General features: G+C 65.5%; 17 protein-coding genes and 1 pseudogene. 16 read left to right on the top strand and 2 right to left on the bottom strand.

Features of this window, described 5'->3' with window-relative positions; all coding sequences use genetic code 11:
* Positions 1 to 8: 8 nt before the first annotated feature.
* The gene (locus BST12_RS26100; RefSeq protein WP_139801947.1) at positions 9 to 1,025 is read left to right on the top strand and encodes a MinD/ParA family ATP-binding protein; all 1,017 of its coding nucleotides are present in this window, start codon (positions 9 to 11) and stop codon (positions 1,023 to 1,025) included.
* Positions 1,026 to 1,199: 174 nt separating this feature from the next.
* Here BST12_RS26100 and sigI read toward each other — a convergent pair whose 3' ends face one another.
* Positions 1,200 to 2,063 carry an RNA polymerase sigma factor SigI gene (gene sigI / locus BST12_RS26105; RefSeq protein WP_083116118.1) on the bottom strand — a complete coding sequence of 288 codons (864 nt, stop codon included), beginning with the start codon at positions 2,061 to 2,063 and terminating at the stop codon, positions 1,200 to 1,202.
* A gap of 125 nt (positions 2,064 to 2,188) precedes the next feature.
* Between sigI and BST12_RS26110 the strand changes: the two genes are divergently transcribed.
* Positions 2,189 to 3,025: an SDR family oxidoreductase gene (locus BST12_RS26110; RefSeq protein ID WP_083116119.1), complete on the top strand. Its 837-nt coding sequence runs from the start codon at positions 2,189 to 2,191 to the stop codon at positions 3,023 to 3,025.
* A 54-nt stretch (positions 3,026 to 3,079) separates the two neighbouring features.
* Positions 3,080 to 3,490 carry a nitroreductase family deazaflavin-dependent oxidoreductase gene (locus BST12_RS26115; protein ID WP_083116130.1) on the top strand — a complete coding sequence of 137 codons (411 nt, stop codon included), beginning with the start codon at positions 3,080 to 3,082 and terminating at the stop codon, positions 3,488 to 3,490.
* 128 nt (positions 3,491 to 3,618) lie between these two features.
* Here the strand turns inward: BST12_RS26115 and BST12_RS26120 are convergent, their stop codons facing one another.
* Positions 3,619 to 3,912: a WhiB family transcriptional regulator gene (locus BST12_RS26120; protein WP_083116131.1), complete on the bottom strand. Its 294-nt coding sequence runs from the start codon at positions 3,910 to 3,912 to the stop codon at positions 3,619 to 3,621.
* A 459-nt stretch (positions 3,913 to 4,371) separates the two neighbouring features.
* On the opposite strand from BST12_RS26120, the gene espM reads away from it, so the two are divergent.
* The 13 genes and pseudogenes from espM to BST12_RS34995 form a co-directional block, all read left to right on the top strand.
* Entirely contained in the window at positions 4,372 to 5,370 is a 999-nt protein-coding gene (gene espM, locus BST12_RS26125; RefSeq protein WP_139801946.1) for an ESX-1 type VII secretion system transcriptional regulator EspM, read from the top strand.
* 238 nt (positions 5,371 to 5,608) lie between these two features.
* Positions 5,609 to 6,877, top strand: a complete 1,269-nt coding sequence (locus BST12_RS26130; protein WP_083116120.1) for an EspA/EspE family type VII secretion system effector — start codon at positions 5,609 to 5,611, stop codon at positions 6,875 to 6,877.
* A 66-nt stretch (positions 6,878 to 6,943) separates the two neighbouring features.
* On the top strand, positions 6,944 to 7,252 hold the full coding sequence (locus tag BST12_RS26135; protein ID WP_083116121.1) for an ESX-1 secretion-associated protein: 309 nt from the start codon (positions 6,944 to 6,946) through the stop codon (positions 7,250 to 7,252).
* A 2-nt stretch (positions 7,253 to 7,254) separates the two neighbouring features.
* Positions 7,255 to 8,130, top strand: a complete 876-nt coding sequence (locus BST12_RS26140; RefSeq protein WP_083116122.1) for an ESX secretion-associated protein EspG — start codon at positions 7,255 to 7,257, stop codon at positions 8,128 to 8,130.
* 40 nt (positions 8,131 to 8,170) lie between these two features.
* Entirely contained in the window at positions 8,171 to 8,722 is a 552-nt protein-coding gene (locus BST12_RS26145; protein ID WP_083116123.1) for a DUF2694 domain-containing protein, read from the top strand.
* Positions 8,719 to 10,440 carry a type VII secretion AAA-ATPase EccA gene (eccA, locus tag BST12_RS26150; protein ID WP_083116124.1) on the top strand — a complete coding sequence of 574 codons (1,722 nt, stop codon included), beginning with the start codon at positions 8,719 to 8,721 and terminating at the stop codon, positions 10,438 to 10,440. Before BST12_RS26145 ends, eccA begins: the two co-directional genes overlap by 4 nt.
* Positions 10,441 to 10,443: 3 nt before the next feature.
* Complete coding sequence (gene eccB, locus BST12_RS26155; protein WP_083116125.1) at positions 10,444 to 11,892, top strand: type VII secretion protein EccB; 1,449 nt, start codon at positions 10,444 to 10,446, stop codon at positions 11,890 to 11,892.
* Positions 11,889 to 14,120: pseudogene (eccCa, locus tag BST12_RS26160) on the top strand (type VII secretion protein EccCa); the annotation flags it as partial. The gene eccB and the pseudogene eccCa, both read left to right, overlap by 4 nt.
* Positions 14,121 to 14,206: 86 nt before the next feature.
* Positions 14,207 to 15,961: a type VII secretion system ESX-1 FtsK/SpoIIIE family ATPase EccCb1 gene (gene eccCb1 / locus BST12_RS26165; protein WP_083116126.1), complete on the top strand. Its 1,755-nt coding sequence runs from the start codon at positions 14,207 to 14,209 to the stop codon at positions 15,959 to 15,961.
* Positions 15,962 to 16,217: 256 nt separating this feature from the next.
* On the top strand, positions 16,218 to 17,318 hold the full coding sequence (locus BST12_RS26170; protein WP_083116133.1) for a PPE family protein: 1,101 nt from the start codon (positions 16,218 to 16,220) through the stop codon (positions 17,316 to 17,318).
* A gap of 91 nt (positions 17,319 to 17,409) precedes the next feature.
* Positions 17,410 to 17,712: a WXG100 family type VII secretion target gene (locus BST12_RS26175; protein ID WP_083116127.1), complete on the top strand. Its 303-nt coding sequence runs from the start codon at positions 17,410 to 17,412 to the stop codon at positions 17,710 to 17,712.
* A 37-nt stretch (positions 17,713 to 17,749) separates the two neighbouring features.
* Positions 17,750 to 18,037, top strand: a complete 288-nt coding sequence (locus tag BST12_RS26180) for a WXG100 family type VII secretion target (protein WP_083116128.1) — start codon at positions 17,750 to 17,752, stop codon at positions 18,035 to 18,037.
* A 115-nt stretch (positions 18,038 to 18,152) separates the two neighbouring features.
* On the top strand, positions 18,153 to 18,361 hold a 209-nt coding region (locus tag BST12_RS34995), incomplete at its 3' end, for an ESX-1 associated ATP-binding protein EpsI N-terminal domain-containing protein (RefSeq protein WP_425437420.1).

Here is an 18,361-nt window from a genome sequence, read left to right on the forward strand (position 1 = left end):
GCCGCCCGCTGCCCGGCCCGCCACAGGCCCCCGCGGCGGCACCGCTACCGCCGTCGGAAACCGCACCGCCGCCGACGCCGTGGGCCGATTTCGCCAAGGCGCCGGCCCGAACGCGCCCGCAACCGACTGACAGCGGTTGGCGCCGGATCGTCCGGGTGATGACGTTCGGCCTGGTCAGCCCCGGCCCGTCAGCCGCACAACGCGAGGCCGCCCAGTTCGAAACGGCCATTCGAACCAGCCTGCGCGGCAATCACAAGGTCGGCGTGCTGGGCAAGGGCGGAGTCGGAAAGACGTCGGTGGCGGCCAGCGTCGGATCGATCCTGGCCGAACTGCGCCAGCAGGACCGCGTTGTCGCGATCGACGCCGACACCGCGTTCGGCCGGCTGAGCAGCCGGATCGATCCACAAGCCACCGGCTCGTTCTGGGAACTGACGGCCGATAAGAATGTGCAATCGTTTGCCGACATCACCGCACGAGTGGGCCGCAATCCCGTCGGTCTGTATGTACTGGGCGGAGAGCCGGCCTCCGGTCCCCGCCGGGTGCTCGATTCGGCGATCTACCGGGAAGCCGCGCTGCGGCTCGATCGCCATTTCTCGATCTCGGTCATCGACTGCGGCTCGACGATGGATGCGACGGTGACCCAGGAAGTGCTGCGCGATTTGGACGCGCTGATCGTGGTGTCCTCGCCGTGGGCCGATGGAGCGTCGGCCGCGGCCAAGACCCTGGAGTGGCTCTCCGATCACGGCCTTACGGGTCTGCTGCAACGCAGCATTGTCGTACTCAACGATTCCGACGGTCACGCCGACAAACGCACCAGGTCGTTGTTGGCCCGCGAATTCGTCGATCACGGACAGCCCGTGGTCCAGGTGCCTTTCGATCCGCACCTGCGGCCCGGCGGTGTCATCGATGTGCGCCACGAACTGGCTGCCGCGACCCGGCTCAAGTTCTTACAGATCGCGGCGACGATCACCGGCTATTTCGCGTCGCTTCCTGAGGAGCCGCGCGACGCGCGGGCGGTGCGCTAACCGGTTTAGTCACATCCGCCACAGTGGCCCCGCTCGGGAGTAACACTGCTTTTGCCCGCCTCTGAGCGACACAAGATTTTGTCGCTCAGAGGCGGGCAAATCGTATGCCGCCCGAAGCTGAGACACCTGTGACAGTTGAGACTTCAGCCAGCCCGTCTCGGCGGATTCGCCGCATCACGGCCGTAACCCGGTTCGCGCCGTCGGGTCGGCGGTCGCTTCGATCTTGGTGACGAAACGACCGCGAATCGTCAGCACGATCACGGCGAACAGCTGCCGCTCGGCGAACGCCAACACCACGGGCTGGCCGGCGGGACCGCTGACCAGGGTGACGCCCGGCCCCAGATACCGCAACAGGTTGGTTCCCACCGCATCCGGCCCGTGATTGATCTGCGGCGGCGGCGACGGCTCCGCCAGAATCGTTCCCACCCCCCAGACGGTCGGGTCCAGCACCGCCGTCAGCGCCGCCAGATCGCCGTTGGCGCAAGCGGTGATGAACTTCTCGGTGACCAGCCGGTGCTCGCCGTGGTCGACCTCCCCCAACTTCGGCTGCGCCGCAGTGACCTTGGCTCGCGCGCGCCGGGCCAGCTGGCGGCAAGTGCCCACCGGACGGCCGACCGTTTCGGCGATCGTGTCGAACGGAACTCCGAACACGTCATGCAGCACGAACGCCACCCGTTCACCGGGATTCAGCCGGCGCAGGACTTCCAGCAGCGCAGTGCGGATCTCGTCGTCGAGGGTGATCCGCTCGGCCGGATCGAGATGCGGGCCGGGTTGCTCGATTTCACCGGTGCGTTCATAGCGGGCCCGCGCCGAACGCACCTGATCGAGGCAGAGCCGGCTGGTCACCACGGTCAACCAGCCGCGCACGTCGTCAATTTCGTCGGGATCGGTGCGGGACAACCGCAAAAACGCCTCTTGCGCAACGTCTTCGGCGTCACCGACATCCCCGATGATCTGGTATCCGAGATTGATCAGATACGGGCGGTGCCGGCGCCAGGCCTGCACCACGTGATCACTGGGCGACGGGCCTGTGCTCATGACTCTTGGACGATTCGGCGGTGCAAAAAGTTACTCGCTTCGACGGTAACTTTTTCATGCTGCGGCCCGTCCTGAGTGAAGAGCAAGTTCTCGACACATTCTCGATACAAAGGAGAGCCCAGCCCATGACCATCGTGGTAACCGGAGCGACCGGCAATGTCGGCCGCCCCCTCGTCGCCGAGCTCGTCGCGGCCGGCGCACCGGTACGCGCCGTCACCCGCACACCCGGCACCGCCGGGTTCCCGAAAGGGGTGGAGGTGTTCGGGTCGGTAGCTGACGCGCTGCCGGGCGCCTCGGCGGTGTTCCTCAATTCCCGCGCGCTGGGTGCGGCCCTCGCCGATACGACCACCCGGGCCGTGACAGCCGGCGCCACCAAGCTGGTCGCGTTGTCGGCCATCAACGCCGACGACGATTTCTCCCGACAACCGTCCCGCTTTCGCGGGGACCGCAACAAAGAAACCGAACGGTTCGCCGTTGAGTCCGGCGTCGCCTGGGTAAGCCTGAGGCCCAGCGTATTTGCGACGAATTTCCCCGGGATGTGGTCGGCGCAGATCCGGGCCGGCGATGTGGTGGCCGGACCGTACGGCACCGCCTCCAGTGCGCCGATCGCGGAAAGTGACATCGCCGCCGTCGCCGCGCGGGCGCTGCTTACCGACGACCTCGTCGGGCAGCAGATCCCGATGACCGGTCCGCAGTCATTGACCAATACAGAGTTGGTGCAGGTGGTCGGCGCCGTTTTGCAGCGCCCACTGCAATACCGGGAGGCACCGCCGGAGTTGGTGCGGCAACGATTCATCAGCTTGGGGTTCACCGCCGAATTCGCCGACGCATATATCGCCATGCTGGCCGCGACGGTCGATCAGCCCGCGCTGGTGACCAACGACGTCGAGAAAATCCTGGACCGCCCGGCGCTGACATTCGCCGAATGGGTGTCGGCGCACCGGAACCTGTTCACCAACTAAGGAGCTGACGTGTCCGAAACCGTGAATCCACAACCTCCGCGCTACCTCAAGCCGATGAACAAAGTAATGATGGCGGTGCAAAAGCTGGGAATCCCGACGGGTCCGGCGATGGTGCTGACCGTGCCGGGCCGCAAATCGGGACATCCACGCAGCACACCGATGACGCCTTTTGAGTTCGGCGGCGGCCTTTACGTGGTCGCCGGGTATCCCGGCGCAGACTGGGCGGCCAACGCCCGCGCCGCCGGCACCGGCACGCTGGCCCGCGGACGCCGCTCCCGGCAGGTCAAAATTGTCGAGTTGACCCCTGAGGAAGCGCGACCCGTGCTGCGCGTGTTTCCGGTCGAGGTACCGGTCGGGGTGGCGTTCGCCAAGCGCTCGGGCATGGTGCGCGACGGAAGCCCCGACGAATTCGAAGCGCTGGCCGGCCGGGTCGCGGTGTTCCGATTCGACCCGATCCAGGAGTAGCCCCGCACAAACGAAAGCAGCGCGAGAAATCTTTCGATTTCTCGCGCTGCGTACATGTTTGGCAGTTCACCGGCCCGGACCGCAGACCCCTCGAAGCAGCGGTTCGGGTGCCCGGATGGGCGCGTCGGTTATGCCGACCTGGCAGTCACCCGGTGGTCACGCACGGGGTAACCGTTGCGCTCGGCCAGGGACCGCAATTGACCCAGCGCGAATGCCCGCGCCCGGCCAGAGTCAGGAATGACGACCCCGGCCCACAGGCCTTCGGCGTTCGACGACTCGACGGCGTCGCGGGCACACATCCACCGGCGCGGGCACGCCCGGCACATGGTCTTGGCCTCGTCGTCCGGAGTCTCCGTCCAGCGGTCAGGGTCTTGCGAGCAAACGCCCAGCGGAACCTCGTACAAGGTTGTCGTTGCGGTCATCATCTTTACTGCCTCCTGAAAGCGTTGCAGGTTTGTGGCTGCTGCTGCAGAACTGTATCGGACAAACCGTCGCAGTGCAACAGTTCATTGCTTCGCGTTTGTCGAACAGCGCTACAGCTCCGCCTCGGAACCGCTCAATGTACTGCGCTTTTCTCGGATTACCAGGCCTTATACCCTGCGAATCGGCAGTGTATCCGCAGCGGGACAGGCCCGGCCCACAGCTTTCCCTACAACAAACTGTTTCGCGTTGCGACGGTTCGGGGTATGCTCAACCGTAGCGGCGGGCGGGTTTAGCCATAGGGTCGCCGGTCCAACCGTAGAGGCGGGTCTGGGCCAGAAAACGTAGCGAAGGTATGGCTTTGAAGGGGTGCAACGGTTAGCATGTTGAGAAGCGGAGCGAGCACCGTGCTGTCCCCTTTAGCACCCCCTTCACTGCCTGCGAGCGAGGAATCTGCGCAGATGCCTAATGCCGAGTCGATGATCGGTCGCGAATCGCAGGCCGGCGCACGGATCGAAGGCCCGCAAATCTCTGCGCAATATCTGCGTGCGGTGTCCGATGATGGACAGTGGCGGGTCGTCGACAGCAGCCCCAGCGGTATGTTCGTCGACGGACGACGCGAGAGCTCTGTGACCGTCAGCGACAAGACAACCGTCCGGTTCGGCGATCCCTCTGGAGGCAAGGCGTTGACCTTCGAAGTCGTCAGCCCGTCGGCAGACGGATCGGAAGACCCGCCGACCAACGAAGCCGATCCCGGTCTGGTCCGCGCCGGTGCGGCAGCCGCGGCGCGCCGCCGTGAACTCGACATCAGTCAGCGCAGCCTGGCCGCCGACGGCATCATCAATGCGGGCGCGCTCATCGCTTTCGAAAAGGGTCGCAGTTGGCCCCGCGAACGGACCCGGGCCAAGCTCGAGGAAGTGCTGCAGTGGCCCGCCGGGACCATCGCCCGCATCCGTCAGGGCGAACCGGCCGGACCGCAGACCCCGACGCCGACGGCTGACGCGGCCCCGGAAGCGGCGCCCTCCGACGGGCCCGCGTCGCTGATCGCGCAGGCCGTCGCCGCTGCCGTGGATACCTGCAGCCTGGCCATCGCCGCACTGCCGTCGCCCGAGGATCCCGATTTCACCGAACGGGCGGCACCGATCCTCGCCGATCTACGTCAGCTCGAAGCGATTGCCGTACAAGCAACTCGCATCAGCCGGATTACCCCGGAACTGATCAAAGCGCTAAGCGCAGTTCGCCGTCATCACGACAAATTAATGACGCTCGGGGCAACGGCTCCCGGTGCCACACTGGCGCAGCGTCTATATGCCGCGCGCCGGCGGGCGAATCTTTCCACTGCCGAGACCGCACAAGCGGCCGGAGTGGCAGAAGAAATGGTTGTTCGCGCCGAAGCCGAGGAGGCTTTGCCAGCCGCAGACGCCGAGGCAATCGAAGCTCTCATCGCGCAGATCAATTGAGGTTGATTCGCGGTGTCATCACACACTGAAGTGCTCGGGTTTAACACTCCGGACAACGTTGTCGTCACCGGAAAACTTCACCGTGCAGTTCATTGCGTCGTGCGCGCGAAAGTGCCAGCCTCACCGAAAAATTCGTGCATCTACCCCCCTTCCAGCGCTGCTAAGCTCAACGTGCAGGCCAAGGGGGCACAGAAAAAAGTAAGTGCCTTTAGAACAGCGAGCGTAAGGAACCACATAAATGTCCGGTAGCGGGATGTGCAGGACCACCAGTAACTTTATTTGGGGCCAGTTGTTATTGCTCGGTGAAGGCATCCCCGACCCGGGCGACATCTTTAACACTGGTTCGACGCTATTCAAGCAAATCACCGACAAGATGGGCCTGGCAATTCCGGGCACCAACTGGATCGGCCAAGCAGCCGACGCGTATTTGAACCAGAACATCGCCCAGCAGCTGCGCGCCAAGGTGATGGGCGATCTGGACAATCTCACCGGCAACGTCATCTCGGATCAAGCCAAATACGTCTCAAACACACGCGACGTCCTGCGCGCAATGAAGAAGATGATCGACGGCGTCTACAAAGCCTGCAAATGGCTTGAAGACCACCTCTGGATCGTCGGCGACGTCGCGTCGGTCGCGCTGGCCATCCCCTCGTGCGGGCTGGCGATGGCCGTCGTCGGCGGTGCGCTGCTCTACCTCACGATCATGACGGCCATGAACGCGGCCAGCCTGCTGGGAATCGGCGGCAACCTGCTCTCGATGCTCTCGGGTCTGCCCAAGTTCCCCGGGCTGCCCAACATTCCGATCCCGGGCATCCCGGACATCCCGGGCCTGTGGCCGCCGCAGCTGCCCGACATCCCGATTCCGGGTCTGCCCGACATCCCGGGTCTGCCCGACTTCAAGTGGCCCCCGGTCCCGGGGGTCCCGGACTTCAACCTGCCCATCCCGGGCCTGCCCGACTTCCAATGGCCGTCCATCCCGGGCTTCCCGGACCTCAACCTGCCCGACATGGGCGGGCTGATCCCCGGATTCCCCAGCCTGCCCGGACTGCCCGGCATTCCGAACCTGTTCCCCGGCCTGCCCGGCCTGGGCCAACTGCTGCCGGGCTTCGGCGGCAGCCTTGGCAAGCTGCCGACCTGGTCCGAATTGGCCAATCTGCCCGACTTCCTGGGCGGCTTCGCCGGCCTACCCACCCTGAGCTTTGCCAACCTGCTCAACTTCGCGCAGTTGCCGGCCGTCAGTTCGGTGACCGCGACCATGGGCCAGCTGCAACAACTGGCAGCGATGGGCGGTGGGCCGGGCCAGCTCGGCAGCATGGCCGGCCAACAGGCACAGATGATTTCCTCGCAGGCTCAGCAGGGCGGCCAGCAACAGCAGGCGACGCTCGTCAGCGACGAGAAGAAGGACGACGAGGACGGCGCGGGCGCGGGCACGGCCGGTGCCGAGCGGGCACCGATCGACGCCGGTGCCGGCGGCGGGCAGCAGACGCCCGGCGGCACCGTCCTTTAAGCCAAATTCGTAGCCAGCCAAAGCCATCGCGAGTAAAAAGAAAAACGTAAAGGAAGGGTCCACCCCATGTCAGTTCTCAATGTCGTGCCTTCATTCCTGAAGGTATTGGCGGGCATGCAGAACGATATCGTCGGCCAGCTCAAGACCGCCACCACGACCCCGCAAGGGATCACCCAGCGCGTCATCGCCACGCACGGCACGTTCACGTCGAAGTTCAACGACGCGCTGCAGCAAGTCGAGACCAACCGCACCAACACCGGCGTCGGTCTGCAGGGCGTCACCGGCGGGCTGGCGACGAATCTGCTGTCGGCCGCCGGGGCTTACCTCAACGCCGACCAAGGCCTGGCCGGCATTATCGACAAGATCTTCGGTTGATCATGTCCGGTCCGCTCGCTACCGGTCGCGCGGGCCTCGTCGACGACGTCGTCGGCGTCGAGGTGACCATCGACGGCATGTTGGTGATCGCCGACCGGTTGCACCTGGTCGATTTCCCAGTCACGCTTGGGATCCGGCAGAACATTCCGCAAGAGGACCTCAAAACCCTCGTCTGGGACCAGGTGCAGCGTGACCTCACCGAGCAAGGAGTGCTCGACCATTTCGGCCAGCCGCATCCCGCGGTCGCGACCATGGTCAACACGCTCAGCAGACCGGACCGGGCCCTGGAGTGTCGCTGGTGGCGGCGCGACATCGCCGACAGCACAGGCGGAGTCATGGTGCGCTTCGTGGTATGCCGCCAGGACGACACGCATGTCGTCGCGGTTCGCGACGGCGACATGCTGGTGTTGCAGTTCGTGGCGCCACAGGTGGGCCTGGCCGGCATGGTGAACACCGTGCTGGGCGACGCCGAAGCCGCGAACGTCGAGCCGCTGACCGGCGTCGCCAGCGAATTGGCCGAATGCACGACGGCCGCGCAGCTGGTCCAGCACGGCGTCGCCCCGGCCACCGCACGCATCTATACCGAAATCGTCAGCAACCCCAGCAGCTGGGTGGAGATCGTCGCCAGTCAGCGTCATCCCGGCGGCACCACGACGCACACCCAAGCCGCGGCCGGTGTGCTCGATTCCCCGCACGGCAGGCTGGTTTCGCTGCCGCGCCGGGTCGCCGGCGAACTGTATGGAAGCTTCCTGCCCGGCAGCAAGCAGAATCTGCAGCGCGCGCTGGACGGCCTGCTGGAGCTTCTACCTGCGGGATCATGGTTGGATCGCACTTCGGATCACGCCTCGGATCACGCCCAAGCCTCCTCGCGAGGCTGATTTTCAATCTGCGGTTACGAGTTCAGAAAGGGACGCCATAGTGGACCTGCCCGGGAACGATTACGACAGCGACGATCTGGGCGCACTGGATTTCTCCGGAGGCGGCGCCGTCGAAGAGTCCTCTCTTGACGCGTTCGATGATTTCGCGCCACCGGTGCAAACCGAGGAGTCCGGAACCGACCTGGACGCACTGCATGGGCTCACCGAGAAAGAGGAAGAGCCCGACCTGGCGTTGTTCACCGTCACCAACCCCCAGGGGTCGGTGTCGGTTACGGCGATGATGGACGGCCGGGTCCAGCTGGTCGAGGTGACGGACAAAGCGTCGAAGATGTCCGAATCGGCCTTGGCCGAAGAAATATTCGTGATTGCCGACCTCGCGCGGCAAAAAGCGCGCGGCGCCCAGCACACCTTCATGGTGGAGAACATGAGCGAGATGACGGGCGAGGGCGAAGAACAAAGCGCGATGCTGCTCGATTTCCTGCAAATGACCCTGAATCTGCCGACGCCGGAACAGGCCGCGGCCGCCGAAGCAGAAGTGTTCGCCACCCGTTACGACGTCGACTACACCTCCCGCTACAACGGTGATAAATGACTGATCGCCTGGCCGGTCTGTTCGAGAGCGCCGTCGGAATGGTGCCGTTGTCGGAGACGCGCGCCATGGACATCTTCACCGAGATCACCAATTACGACGAGTCGGCGTGCGACGCGTGGATCGGCCGGATCCGTTGCGGCGACACCGACCGGGTGACGCTGTTCCGGGCCTGGTATTCGCGGCGCAACTTCGGGCAGCTGTCGGGCTCGGTGCAGGTTTCGATGAGCACGCTGGGCGCCCGCGTTCCCATCGGCGGCCTCTACGGTGACATCACCTACCCGGTCACCTCACCCTTGGCGATCACCATGGGATTTGCCGCAAGCGAAGCGGCACAAGGCAATTACGCCGACGCCATGGAGGCTATCGAGGCCAGCGCCGTGGGTGGCTCCGAGCATCTGGTGTCCTGGATGAAGGCGGTGATCTACGGCGCCGCGGAACGCTGGACCGACGTCATCGACGAGGTCAAGGGCGCCGGGAAATGGCCGGACAAATTCCTGGCCGGTGCGGCCGCCGTCGCGCACGGGGTGGCCGCGGCGAACCTCGCGTTGTTCACCGAAGCCGAGCGTCGCCTCACCGAGGCCAATGACACGCCGGCCGGTGAGGCCTGTGCGCGCGCGATCGCGTGGTACCTGGCGATGGCCCGGCGCAGCCAGGGCAACGAAGACGCGGCCGTCGCGCTGCTGGAGTGGCTGCAGACCACCCATCCGGACGCCAAAGTGGCAGCGGCGCTGAAGGATTCGTCGTACCGGTTGAAGACGACCACCGCCGAGCAGATCGCCTCCCGTTCCGATCCATGGGACCCGGCCAGCGTCGTCACCGACAACTCGGGCCGCGAAAGGCTACTGGCCGAGGCGCAGGCCGAACTGGATCGCCAGATCGGCCTCACCCGGGTCAAGACACAGATCGAAAGGTACCGGGCCGCAACACTGCTGGCGCGGGTGCGCGCCGCCAAGGGCATGAAGGTCGCCCAGCCCAGCAAGCACATGATCTTCACCGGTCCGCCCGGTACCGGCAAGACCACCATCGCGCGGGTGGTGGCCAACATCCTGGCCGGGTTGGGGGTCATCTCCGAACCGAAGCTCGTCGAGACGTCGCGGAAAGACTTCGTCGCCGAGTACGAGGGACAGTCGGCGGTCAAGACCGCCAAGACCATCGACCAGGCGCTGGGCGGGGTGCTGTTCATTGACGAGGCGTACGCACTGGTCCAGGAACGCGACGGCCGCACCGACCCGTTCGGGCAAGAGGCGATGGACACCTTGCTGGCGCGGATGGAGAACGACCGGGACCGGCTGGTGGTGATCATCGCCGGCTACAGCAACGACATCGACCGGCTGCTGGAAACCAATGAGGGCCTGCGATCCCGATTCGCCACCCGTATCGAGTTCGACACCTACAGCCCCGAAGAGCTTCTCGACATCGCCAAAGTCATTGCCAGTGCCAATGATTCGACATTGACCACCGAAGCCGCCGATGAGTTCCTGGAGGCGGCCAAGGTGCTGCATGACCGCACGCTGCGCGGCCGCGCGGCCCTCGATATCGCCGGGAATGGCCGGTACGCACGGCAATTAGTCGAGGCCGCCGAGCAGTGCCGGGATATGCGTCTGGCGCAGGGCCTCGACATCGAGGCTCTGGACGTGGATCGTCTACAGGAGATCAACGGCGCGGACATGGCCGAGGCGATCGCCGCGGTGCATGCCCACTTGAACATGAGAGAGTGAACAATGGGGCTTCGCCTGACCACCAAGGTTCAGGTTAGCGGCTGGCGCTTCCTGCTTCGCCGGCTCGAGCACGCCATCGTGCGGCGCGACACCCGCATGTTCGACGACCCGCTGCAGTTCTACAGCCGCTCGGTGGGGCTCGGCATCGTCATCGCGGTCCTGATCCTGGTCGGTGCCGGACTACTGGCGTACTTCAAACCCCAGGGCAAGATGGGCGGCACCAGCCTGCTCACCGACCGCAGCACCAACCAGCTGTACGTGATCCTGTCGGGGCAATTGCATCCGGTTTACAACCTGACGTCGGCGCGGCTGGTGCTGGGCACACCGTCCAGCCCGGCCACGGTGAAGTCGTCGGAACTCACCAAGCTGCCGCTGGGCCAGACGATCGGAATCCCCGGGGCCCCCTACGCCACGCCGGTCGCCGGTGACAGCAAGTCGATCTGGACGCTGTGCGACACCGTCGCCCGGGCCGACACCGCCAACCCCTCGGTCCAAACAGCGGTGCTGGCAATGCCTTTGGCAATCGATCCGACCATCGATCCGCTCAAAGCTAACGAGGCGCTGCTGGCGATCTACCAGGGCCAGACCTGGATCGTCACCTCCAAGGGGCGGCACTCGATCGACCTCACCGACCGGGCGATCGGCTCGGCGATGGGAATCGCGGTCAGCGCCAAGCCCGTCCCCATTTCCGAAGGCATGTTCAACGCACTGCCCAACATGGGCTCCTGGCAGCTGCCGCCGATACCGGGCGCCGGCACGCCCAATTCGCTTGGGCTGCCCGACGATCTGGTGATCGGCTCGGTTTTCCAGATCCACAGCGACAAGGGCCCGCAATACTATGTGGTGCTGCCCGACGGCATCGCGCAGGTGAATTCGACCACCGCCCAGGCGCTGCGGGCCACTCAATCGCACGGGCTCGTCGCGCCGCCCGCGGTGGTGCCGAGCCTGGTGGTGCGAATCCCCGAACGGGTTTACGGCTCACCGCTGCCCGACGAACCACTCAAACTCACATCGCGGCCCGATGAGCCGGTGCTGTGCTGGAACTGGGAACGCGCGGCCGGTGACCAGGCACCCAAGACAACCGTGCTCACCGGCCGGCACCTGCCCATCCCACCGGCATCCATGAACGCCGGGATCAAGCAGATACAGGGCACCGCAACGGTTTACATCGACGGCGGCAAGTTCGTGCAGTTGCAGTCACCCGATCCGCGGTACGGCGAATCGATGTATTACATCGACCCCGAAGGGGTGCGCTACGGAGTGCCCAACGCCGATTCGGCCAAGTCGCTGGGTTTGAGCTCACCCAAGACCGCACCCTGGGAGGTCATCCGTCTGCTGGTAGATGGGCCGGTGCTGTCCAAGGAAGCCGCCCTGCTCGAGCACGAGACGCTGCCCGCTGACCCGAGCCCCCGAAAACTTCCCGCCGGCGCCACCCCCGGAGCTCCGCAATGACGACAAAGAAATTCACCCCCACCATCACTCGCGGTCCCCGCTTGACACCGGGCGAGATCAGCCTCACGCCGCCCGATGACCTGGGCATCGACATCCCGCCCTCGGGCGTGCAGAAGGTGCTTCCGTACGTGATGGGCGGCTGCATGGTCGGCATGATCGCGATCATGTTCGCCGGCGGCAAGCAGCTCTCGCCGTACATGCTGATGATGCCGCTGATGATGGTGATGATGATGGTCGGCGGCATGGCCGGTGGCACCGGTGGTGGCGGCAAGAAGGTGCCCGAACTCAACGCCGATCGCAAGGAATACCTGCGCTACCTGGCCGGGCTGCGTTCGCGGGTCACCTCCTCGGCCAGCTCCCAGGTCGCCTTCTTCTCCTACCACGCCCCGCATCCGGAAGACCTGCTGTCCATCGTCGGCACCCAGCGGCAGTGGTCGCGGCCGGCCAACAGTGACTTCTACGCGGCCACCCGCATCGGCATCGGTGACCAACCGGCGGTGGACCGGTTACTCAAGCCCGCCGTGGGCGGCGAACTCGCCGCCGCCACCGCAGCACCGCAGCCGTTCCTGGAGCCGGTCAGCCACATGTGGGTGGTTAAGTTCCTGCGCACCCACGGGCTGATCCACGATTGCCCAAAACTGTTGCAGCTGCGCACCTTTCCCACCATCGCCATAGGCGGGCATCTGGACGGGGCAGCTCGCCTGTTGACCGCGATGATCTGCCACCTTGCCGTGTTTCACCCGCCGGACCTGTTGCAGATCCGGGTGCTCACCGAGGATCCCGACGATCCCGACTGGTCCTGGCTGAAGTGGCTGCCGCACGTTCAGCATCAGACCGAGACCGATGCCGCCGGTGCGGTCCGGATGATCTCCACCCGCCCCGACGGGCTGGCCGATCTGGCCGCGCGCGGTCCGCATGCACCCGACACGCTGCCGACCGGACCCTATGTCGTCGTCGTAGATCTGACCGGCGGTAAGGCCGGATTCCCGCCCGACGGCCGGGCCGGCGTCACCGTGATCACGCTGGGCAACCACCGCGGCTCGGCCTACCGCATCCGGGTCGACGAGGACGGCAGCGCCGACGACCGCCTGCCCGGCCAGGCCTTCCGGCTGGTGGCTTCGTCCGCCGACGGCATGACGCCACAACAGGCCACCCGCCTGGCCCGGAAGCTGGCCGGGTGGTCGATCACCGGCACCATCATGGACAAGACACAGCGCGTCCAGAAGAAAGTGGCTTCGGAATGGCACCAGCTGGTCGGCGCTAAAACCGTCGAAGACATCGTCCCGTCGCGCTGGCGGATGTACACCGACACCGACCGGGACCGGCTCAAGATTCCCTTCGGGCACGAGTTGAAGACCGGCAACGTGATGTACCTGGACATCAAGGAAGGCGCGGAATTCGGTGGCGGGCCGCACGGCATGCTCATCGGAACCACCGGGTCGGGAAAGTCGGAATTCCTGCGCACGCTGATCCTGTCGCTGGTGGCCATGACCCACCCGGATCAGGTGAATCTGCTGCTCACCGACTTCAAGGGCGGCTCGACCTTCCTGGGCATGGAGAAGCTGCCGCACACCGCGGCCGTCGTCACCAACATGGCCGAGGAAGCCGAGCTGGTCAGCCGGATGGGTGAAGTGCTGACCGGCGAACTCGACCGTCGCCAGGGGATCCTGCGGCAGGCCGGCATGAAAGTGGGCGCCGCCGGCGCGCTCTCGGGCGTCGCCGAATACGAGAAGTACCGCGAGCGCGGTGCCGACTTACCGCCGCTGCCAACGCTTTTCGTGGTTGTCGATGAGTTCGCCGAACTGCTGCAAAGCCACCCCGACTTTATCGGTCTGTTCGACCGGATCTGCCGGGTCGGCCGGTCACTGCGGGTGCACCTGCTGCTGGCCACCCAGTCGCTGCAGACCGGCGGCGTCCGCATCGACAAGCTCGAGCCCAACCTCACCTACCGTATTGCGTTGCGTACCACCAGTTCTCACGAGTCCAAGGCGGTCATCGGGACCCCGGAGGCGCAGTACATCACCAACAAGGAAAGCGGTGTCGGATTCCTTCGGGTCGGCATGGAAGACCCGATCAAATTCAGCACGTTCTATATCAGCGGCCCCTACGTCCCGCCCGCCGGCGCCGAGACCAACGGCGACGGCAGCGGGCCCAGCCGGCAGGCAACCAAGCAGGCCGTGCGGATCCGCAAGTTCACCGCGGCACCGGTGATCGAGGAGACGCCGTCCAACGGAAGCCCCAACGGTGAATCCGGGCCCGGCGCCGGGGCCGGCAACGGGGCCGGCGCGGATGCGATCGAGGGAGCACTGACGCGATGACGAGCACCGACAGCCGGACGCTGCGCGAGGTGGTGCTGGACCAACTCGGCACCGCCGAATCGCGGGCCTACAAGATGTGGCTGCCGCCGCTGGTGGATCCGACCCCGCTCAACGAGCTCATCGCGCGCGACCGTCGGCAGCCGTTGCGCTTTGCCCTGGGAATCATGGACGAACCCCGCCGTCACCTGCAGGACGTGTGGGGCGTGGACGTCTCCGGGGCCGGCGGCAACATCGGCATCGGTGGAGCGCCGCAAACGGGGAAGTCGACCCTGCTGCAGACGATGGTGATGTCGGCCGCGGCCACGCATTCGCCGCGCAACGTGCAGTTCTACTGCATCGACCTGGGCGGCGGCGGCCTGATCTACCTGGAGAACCTGCCGCACGTCGGCGGAGTGGCGAACCGCTCGGAGCCCGACAAGGTCAACCGGGTGGTCGCCGAGATGCAAGCCGTCATGCGGCAGCGTGAGCAGATGTTCAAGGAACACCGGGTGGGGTCGATCGCGATGTATCGACAGCTGCGCGAGGACCCCAACCAGCCCGTCGCCGCCGACCCGTACGGCGACGTCTTCCTGGTCATCGACGGCTGGCCGGGGTTCATCGGCGAGTTCCCCGACCTGGAAGGACAGGTCCAGGATCTGGCCGCGCAGGGCCTCGCGTTCGGCGTGCACGTCATCATCTCCACGCCGCGGTGGACGGAACTGAAATCCCGGGTCCGCGACTACCTGGGCACCAAGATCGAATTCCGGCTCGGCGACGTCAACGAGACCCAGATCGACCGCATCACCAGGGAAATCCCGGCGAACCGGCCGGGGCGTGCGGTGTCGATGGAAAAACATCACCTGATGATCGGGGTGCCCCGCTTCGACGGTGTGCACAGCACCGAGAACCTGGTCGAAGCGATCACCGCGGGCGTCGAGCAGATCGCCGCCCAGAACACCGAACAGGCACCGCCGGTCCGGGTTCTGCCGGAACGCATCCATCTGTTCGAACTCGATCCGAACCCTCCCGGCCCGGACGCCGACTACCGCACCCGCTGGGAGATTCCGATCGGGCTGCGCGAGACGGACATGCAGCCGGCATACAGCCACATGCACACCAACCCGCACCTGCTGATCTTCGGTGCAGCCAAGTCCGGCAAGACGACGATCGCCCACGCGATCGCCCGCGCGATATGCGCTCGCAACAGTCCCGACCAGGTGCGCTTCATGCTCGCCGACTACCGCTCCGGGCTACTGGATGCGGTGCCGGACACACACCTGCTGCAAGCCGGTGCGATCAACCGAAACAGCTCGAGTCTCGACGAGGCCGTCCAGGCGCTGGCGGTCAACTTGAAGAAGCGGCTGCCGCCGACCGACCTCACCACCGCGCAGCTGCGCTCGCGTTCGTGGTGGAGCGGATTCGACGTCGTTCTTCTGGTCGATGACTGGCACATGATCGTTGGGGCCGCTGGCGGGATGCCACCAATGGCGCCATTGGCACCGTTATTGCCGGCGGCGGCGGATATCGGGTTGCACATCATTGTCACCTGTCAGATGAGCCAGGCGTACAAGGCAACCATGGACAAGTTCGTCGGCGCCGCATTCGGGTCCGGTGCTCCGACGATGTTCCTTTCCGGGGAGAAGCAGGAGTTCCCCTCAAGCGAGTTCAAGGTCAAGCGGCGGCCTCCTGGCCAGGCATTTCTCGTCTCACCCGACGGCAAGGAGGTCATCCAGGCCCCCTACATTGAGCCCCCGGACGAGCTCGCAGAATAAGTGTTCGCAGCACCCCCAACCCCCGGTTAGGATTATTTCATTGCACCGGAGCAGGGCCCCGAAGCTCACCGAAATCGAGCCCGGAAGCACTGCCGGCACGTTGTTTCCGACGAGGAACGAACGGTTTATGTCGGGGACGCAAATAAACGAATACAGGCAAATGCAGAAATGTCAGACGATAACGACAGCACCGCCGCAGTCGTCCTCTGACAGACCGACTTGAAGACACGTCGCAACCCAGAGAGGAGTGGTCACGATGTTCTGGCACGCAATGCCACCGGAGCTGAACACGGCACGCCTCATGGCCGGCGCGGGTCCGGCCCCGATGCTCGCGGCAGCCACGGGATGGGCGGCGCTGGCCGCGGCCCTCGACGGTCAGGCCGTCGAGTTGACCGCGCGGCTGAACTCCCTGGGCGAGGCGTGGACCGGCGGCAGCAGCGACAAGGCGATCGCGGCCGCACTGCCGATGGTGACCTGGTTGCAAACCGCCTCGACGCAGGCCAAGACGCGCGGCCTGCAGGCAACCGCGCAAGCCGCCGCGTACACGCAGGCAATGGAGACCACGCCGTCGCTGGTGGAGATCGCCGCGAACCACATCACCACCGCGATCCTCACGGCCACCAACTTCTTCGGCATCAACACCGTGCCGATCGCCTTCAACGAGATGGACTACTTCATCCGCATGTGGACCCAGGCCGCCGTGGCCATGGACATCTACCAGGCGGAGACGCTGGCCAACACGCTCTTCGAAAAGATCGAGCCGATGACGTCGATCCTCGATCCGGGGATGAGCCAGAGCATGGCGACCACCACCAACCCGCTGTTGGGCATGGCGTCGCAGGTCACCGGCGTTCCAGCCGACCAACTTCAGGCCACCGCCGGGCAGGTCGCGCAGTTGAGCGGCCCTATGCAGCAGTTGAGCCAGCCGGCGCAGCAGATGTCGTCGATGTTCAGCCAGATGGGCAGCTCCGGCGGCAACGGCGCCGGACTCGGCGACGACGCTGAGATGGGTCTGGTCGGGGCCAGTCCGTTGTCGAATCACCCGTTGGCGGGTGGGTCGGGGCCGAGCACCGGCGCGGGACTGCTGCGCGGGGAGACCCTGCCCGGTGCCGGGGGAACCATGGCGCGGACGCCGCTGATGACCGGGCTGGTCGACAAGCCCGTCAGCCCTCCGATGATGCCCGCCGCGGCCGCCGGATCGTCGGCGACGGGTGGCGCGGCCCCGGTTGGCGGGGGTGCGATGGGCCAGGGCGCGGGAGCCGGCGGCTCCACCCGCCCCGGCCTGGCCGCCCCGGCGCCGCTCACCCAAGAGCGGGAGGACCACGAAGACGACGACTGGGACGAGGACGACTGGTGAGTCACCTCCAGCCAAAACAGACTTCCCGGCCAACCGGGCCGGAAGACTTGCCAACCACGGCGAGGAATGGAAAGAGAGAAAGTAGTCCAGCATGGCAGAGATGAAGACTGATGCCGCTGCCCTCGCGCAAGAGGCAGGTAACTTCGAGCGGATTTCCGGCGACCTGAAGACCCAGATCGACCACGTGGAGTCCACCGCAGCTACGTTGCAGGGCCAGTGGCAGGGTGCGGCCGGTCAGGCTGCCCAGGCTGCGGTGGTCCGTTTCCAAGAGGCGGCCAACAAGCAAAAGGCGGAGCTCGACGAAATTTCGACCAACATTCGTCAGGCGGGCGTCCAATACCAGCGGGCCGACGAGGAGCAGCAGCAAGCGCTGTCCTCGCAAATGGGCTTCTGATTAACCCCCAAATACTCAAAAGAAACGGAGCAAAAACATGACAGAACAGCAGTGGAATTTTGCGGGCATCGAGGCCGCGGCCAGCTCGATTCAGGGAAACGTCACCAGCATTCACTCGTTGCTGGACGAGGGCAAGCAATCCCTGACCAAGCTGCAGTCCGCGTGGGCCGGTGCCGGCCAGGGCGCCTACGAGCAGGTTCAGCAGAAGTGGGACGCCACCGCTCAGGAGCTGAACTCCTCGCTGCAGAACCTGGCTCGCACCATCAGCGAGGCCGGCCAGCACATGCAGTCGACCGAAGGCAACGTCACCGGGATGTTCGCGTAGGTCAACACTACGTTCGCGTAGAATACCGAAGCACGAGATCGGGCGAGTTCAACCCCTCGGGGGATCTCGCCCCTTCTCGTGCTTTGTTCTATTGGCGAACTTCTGAGAGGTTCTGATGCCGGCCGATTATGACAAGCTCTTTCGGCCGACCGAGGATACCGAGCCTCCCGAAGATGATTCCGCGCAGTCGTATTTCGGTGCGGGTGACTCCTACCCGCCGCCCGCCAAGCCCAATGGCGAAATGCCGCCACCGATCGACTGGTCCCAGCCGTTCGCGTCGGCGCCGGCCAAGCCGGCCCCGGTAGAACCCCCGCCGCCACCGCC

The organism is Mycobacterium angelicum (assembly GCF_002086155.1).
In the GTDB taxonomy this organism is placed as follows: domain Bacteria; phylum Actinomycetota; class Actinomycetes; order Mycobacteriales; family Mycobacteriaceae; genus Mycobacterium; species Mycobacterium angelicum.

Coding starts and splice junctions, on each gene's coding strand:
- BST12_RS26135 (WP_083116121.1), top strand. CDS start 6,944: ATGTCAGTTCTCAATGTCGTGCCTTCATTCCTGAAGGTATTGGCGGGC.
- BST12_RS26120 (WP_083116131.1), bottom strand. CDS start 3,912: ATGACCGCAACGACAACCTTGTACGAGGTTCCGCTGGGCGTTTGCTCG.
- BST12_RS26170 (WP_083116133.1), top strand. CDS start 16,218: ATGTTCTGGCACGCAATGCCACCGGAGCTGAACACGGCACGCCTCATG.
- sigI (WP_083116118.1), bottom strand. CDS start 2,063: ATGAGCACAGGCCCGTCGCCCAGTGATCACGTGGTGCAGGCCTGGCGC.
- eccCb1 (WP_083116126.1), top strand. CDS start 14,207: ATGACGAGCACCGACAGCCGGACGCTGCGCGAGGTGGTGCTGGACCAA.
- espM (WP_139801946.1), top strand. CDS start 4,372: ATGCCTAATGCCGAGTCGATGATCGGTCGCGAATCGCAGGCCGGCGCA.
- BST12_RS26140 (WP_083116122.1), top strand. CDS start 7,255: ATGTCCGGTCCGCTCGCTACCGGTCGCGCGGGCCTCGTCGACGACGTC.
- BST12_RS26130 (WP_083116120.1), top strand. CDS start 5,609: ATGTCCGGTAGCGGGATGTGCAGGACCACCAGTAACTTTATTTGGGGC.
- eccB (WP_083116125.1), top strand. CDS start 10,444: ATGGGGCTTCGCCTGACCACCAAGGTTCAGGTTAGCGGCTGGCGCTTC.
- eccA (WP_083116124.1), top strand. CDS start 8,719: ATGACTGATCGCCTGGCCGGTCTGTTCGAGAGCGCCGTCGGAATGGTG.
- BST12_RS26110 (WP_083116119.1), top strand. CDS start 2,189: ATGACCATCGTGGTAACCGGAGCGACCGGCAATGTCGGCCGCCCCCTC.
- BST12_RS26180 (WP_083116128.1), top strand. CDS start 17,750: ATGACAGAACAGCAGTGGAATTTTGCGGGCATCGAGGCCGCGGCCAGC.
- BST12_RS26175 (WP_083116127.1), top strand. CDS start 17,410: ATGGCAGAGATGAAGACTGATGCCGCTGCCCTCGCGCAAGAGGCAGGT.
- BST12_RS26115 (WP_083116130.1), top strand. CDS start 3,080: ATGAACAAAGTAATGATGGCGGTGCAAAAGCTGGGAATCCCGACGGGT.